Annotated in this window: 11 protein-coding genes and 1 pseudogene; 3 read left to right on the top strand and 9 right to left on the bottom strand. The window is 63.0% G+C overall.

All coding sequences use genetic code 11. The annotated features are described in order from the left end of the window. Positions 1-60: 60 nt before the first annotated feature. Together ACVOMF_RS00640 and ACVOMF_RS00635 are read right to left on the bottom strand one after the other, a co-directional pair. Positions 61-705, bottom strand: coding sequence for a hypothetical protein (locus ACVOMF_RS00640; RefSeq protein ID WP_481507587.1), 645 nt, complete (start codon positions 703-705; stop codon positions 61-63). A 33-nt stretch (positions 706-738) separates the two neighbouring features. Then, positions 739-1,137 (bottom strand): hypothetical protein, encoded by a 399-nt coding sequence (locus ACVOMF_RS00635; RefSeq protein WP_481507586.1) that lies wholly within the window; start codon positions 1,135-1,137, stop codon positions 739-741. Positions 1,138-1,903: 766 nt separating this feature from the next. Between ACVOMF_RS00635 and ACVOMF_RS00630 the strand changes: the two genes are divergently transcribed. After that, positions 1,904-2,971, top strand: a complete 1,068-nt coding sequence (locus tag ACVOMF_RS00630; RefSeq protein WP_481507585.1) for a hypothetical protein — start codon at positions 1,904-1,906, stop codon at positions 2,969-2,971. A gap of 18 nt (positions 2,972-2,989) precedes the next feature. On the opposite strand, the gene ACVOMF_RS00625 is transcribed toward ACVOMF_RS00630, so the two are convergent. The 5 genes from ACVOMF_RS00625 to ACVOMF_RS00605 all read right to left on the bottom strand — a co-directional run bounded on the left by ACVOMF_RS00625 (position 2,990) and on the right by ACVOMF_RS00605 (position 6,166). Then, positions 2,990-4,135 (bottom strand): AlbA family DNA-binding domain-containing protein, encoded by a 1,146-nt coding sequence (locus ACVOMF_RS00625; protein WP_481507584.1) that lies wholly within the window; start codon positions 4,133-4,135, stop codon positions 2,990-2,992. A 28-nt stretch (positions 4,136-4,163) separates the two neighbouring features. Continuing rightward, on the bottom strand, positions 4,164-4,733 hold the full coding sequence (locus ACVOMF_RS00620; RefSeq protein WP_481507583.1) for a hypothetical protein: 570 nt from the start codon (positions 4,731-4,733) through the stop codon (positions 4,164-4,166). Positions 4,734-4,768: 35 nt separating this feature from the next. Then, a complete protein-coding gene (locus tag ACVOMF_RS00615; RefSeq protein WP_481507582.1) occupies positions 4,769-5,365 on the bottom strand; it encodes a ParA family protein in 597 nt (198 codons plus the stop codon). Between the two features lie 97 nt (positions 5,366-5,462). Next, positions 5,463-5,981, bottom strand: coding sequence for a hypothetical protein (locus tag ACVOMF_RS00610; protein ID WP_481507581.1), 519 nt, complete (start codon positions 5,979-5,981; stop codon positions 5,463-5,465). Next, positions 5,978-6,166, bottom strand: a complete 189-nt coding sequence (locus ACVOMF_RS00605; RefSeq protein WP_133320368.1) for a hypothetical protein — start codon at positions 6,164-6,166, stop codon at positions 5,978-5,980. The genes ACVOMF_RS00610 and ACVOMF_RS00605 overlap by 4 nt, the downstream gene beginning before the upstream one ends. Before the next feature lie 162 nt (positions 6,167-6,328). Here ACVOMF_RS00605 and ACVOMF_RS00600 point away from each other — a divergent pair. Next, positions 6,329-6,892: pseudogene (locus ACVOMF_RS00600) on the top strand (type 4 pilus major pilin); the annotation flags it as partial. A 927-nt stretch (positions 6,893-7,819) separates the two neighbouring features. Next, positions 7,820-8,266, top strand: coding sequence for a hypothetical protein (locus ACVOMF_RS00595; RefSeq protein ID WP_481507614.1), 447 nt, complete (start codon positions 7,820-7,822; stop codon positions 8,264-8,266). Positions 8,267-8,278: 12 nt separating this feature from the next. On the opposite strand, the gene ACVOMF_RS00590 is transcribed toward ACVOMF_RS00595, so the two are convergent. Together ACVOMF_RS00590 and ACVOMF_RS00585 are read right to left on the bottom strand one after the other, a co-directional pair. Next, positions 8,279-9,043, bottom strand: coding sequence for an AbiU2 domain-containing protein (locus ACVOMF_RS00590; RefSeq protein ID WP_164177660.1), 765 nt, complete (start codon positions 9,041-9,043; stop codon positions 8,279-8,281). Continuing rightward, positions 9,040-9,957 carry a hypothetical protein gene (locus ACVOMF_RS00585; protein WP_481507580.1) on the bottom strand — a complete coding sequence of 306 codons (918 nt, stop codon included), beginning with the start codon at positions 9,955-9,957 and terminating at the stop codon, positions 9,040-9,042. Before ACVOMF_RS00585 ends, ACVOMF_RS00590 begins: the two co-directional genes overlap by 4 nt. Between the last annotated feature and the right edge of the window lie 80 nt (positions 9,958-10,037).

Raw genomic sequence — 10,037 nt, 5'->3', positions numbered from 1 at the left:
GGTTCTCCTGGGAGTGGGGGAAGGAAGCCCGGGCATCGGGTGATACCCGGGCAATCGGTATCAGCGAACGTCTGGCACCGGGGTCACGACGATCACGTGCTCGCCCTTGCCGCAGCGGTCGTCCACCGTCACCTTCGACAACGCACCGCGCTTGGCCAGCTCCACGATGGGCACCTGGCAGGCGGTCTTATCGGCGCCCTGAAACACGACCGTGAGCCCGTTGGTCGACTTGGTCAGCAAGCCGGCGAACTTGTCCAGGAACGCCTGGGTGTCCTTGTCCAGCCGCTTCATGTCGGCGGGGTTGTAGTTCAAGCGCAGCGAATCCAGGGCGGCTTCCTGCTTGCCTTCGACCGTCTCGGTCCTCGTGACGACTTCGGCCTTCATGCCAGCCGCTCGTGCAGCATCCGCGGCCTCTTCGGCATGTTCGCGCTGCTGCTTCATGTAGGACGCCGTGGCACCCACGGCCGCACCCGCGGCGCATGCAGCAACGGCTCGGTCCTTCTTGCCAGTCAGGTAGGCCAGCGCGCCACCGGCGACGCAGCCGATGCCACCGGCCTTGAAGACGCGCTTCTTGTCGGTCTTGGGCTTCTCATCGGTGGAAGCGACCGTCTCCGACGGGTTGGTCTGCGCCATGACCTGCAGCGGCATTGCCATCGGCAGGCAGGCGACCAGGCAAAGGGTGATTGGGAAGGTGGAACGTTTCATGGGATGGATCTCCTATACGTGGGGGGAAGGAAGTCAGGCGCGGGGGGCGAGCATGGGATTAGGTGCGGGCGCCTTGGCCGCACCGGTGCTCTTGGCTGGGTGCTGGGAGAGAGATGTCAGGACACGACGCAACACGTCTTCGTAGTTCTGAATGGCCTGGGACTGCTCGGCCTTCATCTCGTCGCGCAGCCGCTTCTGGTCTTCCTGGAGAGACCGGCGCAAGGTCGCGTTCTCCTCGCGCAGTTGATCGAGGAGAAACTCCAGGTGAGCGTTGGAGTTCTCCAGCGCCGCGGCTAATGTGACGCTCGCGTTGTGCCGCTCCAGTGCATCGCGCACGTAAGCGTTGAACGGCATGCCGGTCTCGCGAGCAAGACGGCGAGCCAGTTTCAGTTGCTCGTTGTCCAGGTTTACGTTTTGACGAACGAACGCCATTGGTCGAGTAACTCCGTTTCGGTATTACTCCACCGATACCTGGAATCTGCGACTTGGCAAGGCCCCACCGCAGGAGCCTGAAAAACATGGGCGAAACGCCCTAACAAGCTCCGACGCTGTCTCCATTCACTGGTGACAAGGTCAGGTCTTGATTGCATTGAGATTTCGCCAATCGTGACGCAGATTTTGGGCGCGAAGCGCACACCCACTTCAGTGCGTCATGTGTATGACGAGTCCAGGACACCCTCCAGGCTTCTGCTTCGGTGCCTGGGCCGACACTGCTTCAACCGACGCGGAGCTGTTGCCGTTGCTTTTCGCCCCCCTTGCGGATCGCCATTGCAGAGGTATTGGTAGTGCATCCCCCACCGGTTCATCTCTCTCCACGTTCACGCCATGCCTTCCCTCACCCCACGCTCCCCTACCCCTCTCGCCCTCCGTCGCACCTCGCACGGACAGACAGCTGCGTTCGTTCGGCCACCCGCATCTTCTCGCCGGCCAACCCTCATCAGTGACCCCCGCAACCCATCAGCGTTGCACTCGAAAACGGTTGAGGCATTCGTTTTAGTCAAACCAGTTGAGGGACGCTGGATGCACCGCGCGGGTCGTTTTAGTCACACGGGAGCAGCCGCCCTCGCAAACCGAATCGTGGTTCGGAATTCCGCGCGACTTTTCGTTTTAGTCAATCGAGTGAGGGGGTTTGTTCGTCGCCTCACACCCGCCAACCATCGTGGTCTTCAACCCACTACCGTTCACCGGAGACCCGCCAATGAGCACTGACGAATTCGGCTCATTCGCTCAACGTGTGTTGGAAAAGCACCGCGCCCGTGCCGCTGAAAACCCCCGGTGGGCGCTAGACCTCCTGCGGCGACAAGATGACCCGGCGTGTGCGTTCTGTTGCTCGCCCATCGACGTGACCCGGCGGCAATCGTGGGGGCTCTCACCCCTCGTTCCGTTCACCCAGGGTGGCCCCGTCGAACCGTCAAACCTGCGGATGGCCTGCAAGGCGTGTGCAGCCGAACGGGGCGCGCGCGACCTGTTGGCCTGGGAAGAGCTGGCAGGCCGGGTGCCCGCCGACCATCTCAACGCCCTGAAGGAAGAACGCCTGAAGGTGCTCAAACGCTCGGACAACCACCTGACCTCTGCAGGGCACTACGCCAAGCCTTCAACCGTGCTTGCCCTCCTCCAGGAACGCTGGAAGCACCCCAGGTTTCTCGTCCACGTGGAACGGCATGGGGGCGGATGGTTTGTGGGCTGGCCGCTGGCCCAACGCGATCAACCCTCACGCAACAGCGCCGCCGCCCTGCTGCGTCAGGTGCACCGGGCCCGGTGGCTGGAACACGAAGAGGTGGTGGGTTTTGACGTGTCGGAGGAAGTTTTTCAAACGGCTGTCTGGCAGCTCATCGAGCACCACGCGTTGGTCGTAGACTTAGGCGAAGGCAGCGCCGCCGGTGGCGATCGAACCTGGCAAGACAGCTGGCGGGTGCGCTACCCCAGCTTCCACCAAGTGCGCCGCCGGCGGACTTTCCCGCATGAGAAACCTTGGCCCTCCCATCGGGAAGGCAGCCCCTTGGTATTCAGCACCAAGGCCAGCGCGGTTCGGATGCGAGCCAAGCGCCAGGCCGCCCGGGAGCAGGAAACGAAGGAACGGTGGCTGGACGCCCGCCGTCGGTTGGCAAAACGGGACGAGGACGTTGACGCTGGCCGGTTGCGGCCTTACCTGTCAGGGGAGCGCGACGCTCTTCAGGCGGACGTGGACGAGCTGGCAGGGCGTTGGGTGGCGGCGCGGAAGCCTTTGACCTCCTTGGGCGCCGAAGGGCCGCCCATCCAGGCCTGACGATACGACCACACGGCCCTAATCGCCGTCGCTCTGCTCGTCGTCGTCATCCAGGCGCTCCAGCAACTCCTCAATGCTCAGATGCTGGCATTCGCCATCAACCGTCAGCACACGTTCGCTCGTGCCGGGCTGGGAAATTTCGTTCGCCAACACCCTGACCTTCATGGTGTATGCACCGGGCTTCATCGGAAGGAATGCCAGGTCTTCCCCCACACGCCGCGTCTCACCCGGGCGGACAGTTCCCAGCAATGACAGATAGAGCGGCTCGGGTCCTTCCTCGTCCACTTCGGTTCGGCTGTCGCCAGAGAACGAAGGCCGGATGTTCCATTCCTCGGCCGGCAGATCCGGCAAGTCGTCGGCGGTCAACATCTTGAACGGCTGCCCCCCGTCGTTGGTCCAGGTGACTTCGAGCTTGGCGTCGGTCAGGGCGAAAGTGGAGCGATTGGTCAGGGCCAGCCGGATGCGGATGAGGCAGTTCTTCGACTGAAGGTAGTCCGCTCCTTCCCTCCAGTAGTGGCGATTTTCCCTGTTGAAGTTGGGAGCCGCCATGAACGCCGAGGGTTGCTCCCGCCGGTAATCGGGCAGCTTGTCGAAGGTCAGGAACGCCCGTTCAAAGTGATCGCCCAGTGGGCGGTTGTCCTGGTCAAGCACCAGCAGGTCGAACAGCGCCTCGCCTTTCGATTGATCGGCAACCCCCATCCGGTAGATCTCGCGCGGGGTGGCGATTCCGGTCGCGCTGCCGCGGCGCAGGTAGACCGTATTGGCTTCCACCTTGCCGTAGGTCTTGGTGACGTAGAACGGCCGGGACTGCTTGGGGATGGTGATGACCGCGATGTGCTTGCCATCGAAGAGCTGCTCCTCATACTTGAAGTTGAGCTTGCTCTCCAGCTTTTCATTGACGAACTGCTGCACCCGCGAATCGTCGATCGCGCCCTGGGCGGGCACTCCCACCACTTCTGCAGGATGCGGGGCGTTCTCCTTGAACCCCATCAAGATGTAAGCCTCACCCTGACGTTGGGTGTTGGCCATCGCCAGGATGTCTTTCAACAACTCGGACTTTTCGTCCTCTGAAGCTTTTGCAAACTTGTAACGCTCAGCTTTGTAGTCCAGGGTAGACCCCTCCCCGGCGCTCCGAAGCTCCTCCAAAAGTGAATCGGGAAGCATGCGTGTCCTCTCTCGACCGGAGCCAGGGTCAGTAGATCTTCCCGTTCTTGGCCTTGCCCCGGTTCCGCACGGCCACCCTGGCGGCTTTCCGCTCCTCGGCGTGCTCGTCCGCCGGCGAGCTCACGACCAACAGGGTCTTCTCTTTGATGAGTGTCGCGGCGGCATAGTCCGCCAGCGCCACCATCGCGGTGGTCAGGGCCACTTCGCGGCCGGCGTCCTCGGAATCCTCGTAACCGAACAGCTTGGCGATGTTTTCCCGAAGCTTCGGTGGGATCGTCACCATGGCCCGGTGGTGGCGCAGGCCATCCTCGCGCCGGCGGTAATCGTGGAGGGTGACCGATCGGGGCATGACCATGTGAACCCGCTTCCCACCCACCGTGCCCGCCCGCTGGCTGTCGTCGTAGTCGAAGTAGGACTTCCGCTCCGGGTAGTCGCCCGGCCCCAGAAGGATGTGCTCAGGAATGCGCCCGATCGCCGGCTCGGCCTTCGTGCTCTGGCGCGACGCCTTGGTGTGAGTGACGTTCTTGACGTCATCCAGCGTGCGCTTGGCAGTTTTTTTCGTCGCCGCTTTCTTGGCGGGAGCTTTGCGAGTGGCCATGGGTAGGTCTGGGAGGGACACCAAAGGAAGGTCCATCATGCCGCAGCCCTCCCCTTGGCGTCACGCTTGAGGGTCTTGCGCACCCTCACGGCCAACCCGTGGATCTCTTCCTGGGCTTTCAGGGCCCACCGGTCGGCAGCGTCGAACACCGTCTGGCCCTGCTCGTAGCAGTCCGCGATCAGGGCCCGGTCACGCACAAGAACTGCTCCGGCCATCTTTGGATGCTCCAGCCGGCGACGGTGAGAAGCGCGTTTCTCGTTCGCCCGATTGGCGATGGGCAGATAACGCTTGCCCTTCTTCTCCAGCACCTCCACCGTCCGCAGGAAGATGAGGAAGCTGGCACCGTCCAGCAGCGTGGGGACCAGGTAGAGATCGGCCTCGGGAATCACTTCATTGTCCGGGAGCCTGGGCGGGGTGTCAGTGATCTCAATCTGAAACCCTGGGGAACGCGAGCGACCCACCGAGAACGGGGTTTCATCCGACAGGGCCGCAAAGGCGCTGGCGCCGCCCTGGGGGTCCCGGTCGTTCACCAGCACACGCAGCCTGGGGTCGCGGGCGTAACACCCGGCGAGGTTCAGGGCCAAGGTGGTGCGGCCGACACCGCCCTTCAGGGAGAAGCAGCACAAGCGCATTGAAAACTCCATCAAATGAGTAGGTAGGGGTAGCCCAACCGACTCTACAGAGAGTCAATCGCAACGCAAGTGCATGTTTTTGCATATGTTTTAGCCGTTAAGGCGCCGGACTCTTTTCCTTGAACATGGCGCACTGCTGGGGTGACCTCACCCCACACTTGATGGGGGGAAGCGTCCGCTGGGTGATCATGGTTTCGGACGGTGACACGTGGAGATCAAAGGGCTGCTCAGCCATCCAGTCCTTCAACGCGGGTGGAACATCGCCATCCAGTTCCTCGAAGATCGTTCGGCGCTGATTGCCGATCCAGTATTCGGCGAAGGGGTCCGCGCCCGCGGCCGCCAGGATGAGGGCCATCTGGTTGAACCCGTAGGCCAAGTGGGGACTGTCGCGATACGCCTTCCACCCCATGCAAGCCAGGTGGAACGCCGTGATTCCTTGCGGGCTCAATGGGGCATCCAGCGACGGGAAGCCACGATTTTCCTCAGCTGACCGCCAGGCGTCGATTCGGGCTTGATGAATGCGGCGCACCAGGTGGCGCAGCAGAAACGGGTTGTTGGCCTGGACCGCGGCGTGGAGCTCGCGGGCGAAGTGCTCTTTGGGGTTGAGGGCGCTCATTTCCACTTCGCCTCTTTTCGGCTCTTCTGCTCGAAGTGGGCTTTCTCTTTCGCCAGGCGAACCAGCCGATGGCGTTTCGAGTTGGGGATGTGGGCGGCTTCAACGAAGCCTCGGCAAGGCTCGTTGGCGGCGTTCATGAACAAGCCCGAGCGGGGTTGGAGCACGGCCAGTAAGATTTGGTGCATGGGGTGATTCCTGTCGGTTTAGGTTTGACCGTTTATGAGTAGGTCGCCCCACTCGTTTAATCGGCTTAACCCCATGCAACCACACCGACAGGTCGAGTCAAGGGGGCAAATCGCAAAAAGTCTGACTAAAAACAGGGGCTTGCCAAACCACCAGTGCATCGCATGCTGAAATGCATGAAGACACCTCCCTCTCTGCGCAAACTTCCCTCCCCCTCTCGCCTTTCCAGCGGGGTGCGCCACGCGCTGGGCTTCGGCATGGTGGAAACGCTGCTCACCCTGGCCGGGCTGACCGTCTTCTCCGTCGTCGCGTTTGCGAGCTATCAGCACGTTTCCGCGAAAGCGAAGGTTTCCAACGAATCGGAGAACCTGCGCGAGCTGTCCACTCGGGTTGAAAATTCGTTCGGCCTGCTGGGCACGTTCGCTGGAGTTAGCGAAGTTGCGATCGTGCGCGATGGCCTGGCCCCCTCCCGGTTGACCCGCGGTGACGGCTGGCTGACCAACGCCTGGGGCGGCCCGGTGACCGTGGAGCCCTACACCGTGACGCGATTCGGGGACGGCTTCTCCATCGTTCACCACAACGTGCCAACCCAATCGTGTGCCAACTTCGTGGCCGCCAACTCACGCGCCCCGTGGGACGTCCAGGTGTCGGACATTTCGGTGATTCGCAACCACGGCGGGCGCCTCGATCTTCAAGCATTGACGGATGCCTGCGCGGACGGCGATGGCCGCATTGCATTCGTCCACCACACCGGGCTGGTGGCGGGAGCTGCGGTGGCGGCCTCACCGCTGCAGCTTCCGCCCTCCCCGACCTCAATCACCCCTCCCGGCTCTCCTCCCGTGGGCGGCCCCGTGGGTCCTGCTGGGCCAGTGGGGCCCGCTGCTCCCGTGGGCCCCATCAACCCCGCTCCTTCCATCTCCCCACCACCGTCGGCACCCGTGGTGCCACCGACGCCTCCCCCCGCTGTTCCGAACACGCCACCTCCGCCTCCGGCGACACCTCCACTCCCTCCGCCCACCACGGTGGCAGCGTGCGTCGAGAGCTCGGAGAACCGAACGGTGAGCTGCCCAGCTGGATCGGTGGGACAGGCGTTTCAATCGCGGCGCCATCACTGCGGGCCCGACCCCTTGGTCTACGAAGCGTGGGCTGGAACGATGACGGCAGGACCGTGGACGGACACCAGCAACACTTGCATGCCCTGCCCTGGTCCTGAAAGCCGCACTCTGACCTGTCCCACTGGCCAACTCGGCGAGATCCAGGAGCACCGCTCTTTTGTGTGCTCAGGGTTGGGAAGCTGGGGCTCATGGTCGCTGACGAGCAACACATGCGCGCCCGCATGCATCTTGCCCACCCCCAGCACGCAAACCGACAGCGAAACCCGCAGCGCCTCCCAAACAACCGCGTGCCCCGCTGGCCAGGTCGGTGAAATCACTCAAAGCCGTCAAGAGCAGCGAAGCCGCACGCGGTCAGCGTATTGCCCCGCTCCCACCGGGCCATTCTCCTGGAGCGGCTGGTCTGCGTGGTCGGGCTGGTCCGCCATCACGCCTTGGGCCACCGTCGGCAACACTTGCACGCCGATCACGGGCCCTAGCTGCTCGTGGGAGCTCGACGTCCACTCCTTGGCGCCGAACTTCGGCAACCTGGATGGAGAGACGGTGTCCTACAACGATGGTCTGGGTGGTGGATGCAATGCTTCCTGGGGCGGTCGCAGCGGCATTTCTGACCAGTCCGCGTTCAATGCCTGCAAGGACTCCATCCCGAGCCAGCCCTTGAACGGCGGCGCCTATTACGCGCTCAGCGAATACACGAACTGGGGCGGCGGCATGGAGAACAACTTCGGCTACCGCGCCAGCTGTTCGTCGCGTTGGGAATGGGTGCTCACCAGCGAGAGCATCGGTGGATGCGGAGCCCAAGGTGGTGGCACCGGGGGCGCCATCTGCGTCAGCTCTCAAGGCGACGGCAACGGCTACGGTTGCGGTGGCCAGGTGTGCGACGCGGCCCATGACGGGGTCACCTACGCCAGCGGTTACGCCGAGCGGTGGGACGCACCCTGGCCGGATTGCGACTACCAGGTTTTCACCTGCATGGTAGTGAACCCATAACGGATCGGCTGGCTACTTGAGGCCTGCGAGGGTTCGCCACATGGCCTTGCCGTTCTTTTCGTGGACGGATGCAAACTGCTTCGGATCCCAGTTCGTTCCGGTCAAGAGCAAGCCGAGCTCTGCCACCATGGCCTGGCATTCGTCGCTGAAGTCCAGCAGTTCCGTGAACGTCAGCCCGATGGTGCTGATGTCGAAAGCGCGGGGCTCCTCATCTAACTTGCTCATCTCCAGGTGCGCATGATGCTTGTCGCGTATGGTCTTGATCTTGATGACCACCGGGTGCGTTTTCAGCACCTCCATGTCGGCCTCCAGCTTCGACCAACGCTCATCAAACTGCGCGTAGTTCGTAACCCTGTCCTGTTCCCGGAACTTCTCCTGGAAGATGGCTGACATCTCCGGCGACAGATCGCCAATAGGCTCGTCGTGGAGGTGATCGAACATTCGTCCGTAGAGGCCCCGAAAGTGTTCCTTGATACCCGGGTCCGCATGGATCTTGCGCCAGAGGTTGGTCAGGCTCCCCGACCTCGGATCGTTGTCGAGAAACAGCCGCGACAGGTCGCGGACCAAGTCCTGCCCCAGCAAAGGCGCCAGATGGTTCCAGGCGTTTGCGCCGGGAGTCTTGTCCAGCTTGGCCTTCAGGCCCGCCTGGATCTCCGGGTCTTGGATGAGGGGCGATAGGATGTGCCGGCGTTCGTCCAGGATGTGGCACTCCTGCGTCAGCACTCGAATGAAACCGTCGATCTGCCTGACCCGCTGTTCCAGTTCTTCGTGCGTCATGACTGCTCCGCTTCCAGCGGGACCTGCTGAAACCTGACCTGCAGGCGCTTGATCAGAGCCCTGGTTTCCGCGTTTGGCGCGCGCGTGCACACCAGGACCGCTTCCCCGTTGGGCACGTAACGCATGGCCTTCTGTTCCGCCCGGACGATCGCGCGATACTTTACCGCCTGGTAGACGCCCCGCTGCAGCTCGTCTTCGCTGCATCGGCTGGTTTTCACCTCCACTGCCAGCCGCTGCTTACCGTTGTCGAAGTGCGCGTCCAGCCGATCACCGGAGCTCAGCAGCTTCTCGTTGCTGCCTGCGGGGAAGATCCCGTAATCCACGAACTCCTCGGGATGGCTTGCCACCCAAGCTTTCAAGGCTTTGTGCTCGTCGCTCTCAGGCTTTCCACTCTCCTGGACTTTCGGAAGCGGCAGCGGCGCGTCGGCCGCCACCTCGGTCACCGCTCCCGTTGCCGGGGTCAGCATCGTGGCGCCCAAGGCGCGGGCGACCCGGTCCCAGTCCGGGTAGGTGAAGACATCTTCCATCGCCTCTCGCAGGTGCGCGCAGCGCTCGTCTTCGGTGTCCAGCTTCTTGCCGGCGAAGTAAGCCGGGGAGATGGTGATGGCGCCATCCCCGGGGTGTTTCGTAGCCTTGTTGATCACGATCGCGTGGAGCGGCGGGATGGGTTCCTTCCACTGCTCGCTGAGCCACTGGAGCGCCTGGGCCACGCCACCGGCCACGGTGCCGTAGAGGTCCTTGCGGGGTTTGATCTCGTGCCCGAAGGTGTCGTGCAGCTCCTGGGCCAGGTCACTGTAGGAATGAGCCTCACCCTCCTGGGCCCAACGGATGAGGATGGGCAGCGCGTCAGGGATGACCTGGCTTCGCCAAGGCGTGCGCGCGAACTCCACCTTCGACCAATCGAACTTCTCCATCCCCAACCCCTCTCGTGTCCTGCCTTCATGGTAGCCGCGGGAACAGGACTGGAAAACGATGAGGGCCGGTTGCCCGGCCC

It is taken from the genome of Stenotrophomonas sp. STEN022 (assembly GCF_056760155.1).
This window is presented reverse-complemented; position numbering and strand designations above follow the sequence as displayed.

Coding starts and splice junctions, on each gene's coding strand:
- ACVOMF_RS00640 (WP_481507587.1), bottom strand. CDS start 705: ATGAAACGTTCCACCTTCCCAATCACCCTTTGCCTGGTCGCCTGCCTG.
- ACVOMF_RS00635 (WP_481507586.1), bottom strand. CDS start 1,137: ATGGCGTTCGTTCGTCAAAACGTAAACCTGGACAACGAGCAACTGAAA.
- ACVOMF_RS00630 (WP_481507585.1), top strand. CDS start 1,904: ATGAGCACTGACGAATTCGGCTCATTCGCTCAACGTGTGTTGGAAAAG.
- ACVOMF_RS00625 (WP_481507584.1), bottom strand. CDS start 4,135: ATGCTTCCCGATTCACTTTTGGAGGAGCTTCGGAGCGCCGGGGAGGGG.
- ACVOMF_RS00620 (WP_481507583.1), bottom strand. CDS start 4,733: ATGGCCACTCGCAAAGCTCCCGCCAAGAAAGCGGCGACGAAAAAAACT.
- ACVOMF_RS00615 (WP_481507582.1), bottom strand. CDS start 5,365: ATGCGCTTGTGCTGCTTCTCCCTGAAGGGCGGTGTCGGCCGCACCACC.
- ACVOMF_RS00610 (WP_481507581.1), bottom strand. CDS start 5,981: ATGAGCGCCCTCAACCCCAAAGAGCACTTCGCCCGCGAGCTCCACGCC.
- ACVOMF_RS00605 (WP_133320368.1), bottom strand. CDS start 6,166: ATGCACCAAATCTTACTGGCCGTGCTCCAACCCCGCTCGGGCTTGTTC.
- ACVOMF_RS00590 (WP_164177660.1), bottom strand. CDS start 9,043: ATGACGCACGAAGAACTGGAACAGCGGGTCAGGCAGATCGACGGTTTC.
- ACVOMF_RS00585 (WP_481507580.1), bottom strand. CDS start 9,957: ATGGAGAAGTTCGATTGGTCGAAGGTGGAGTTCGCGCGCACGCCTTGG.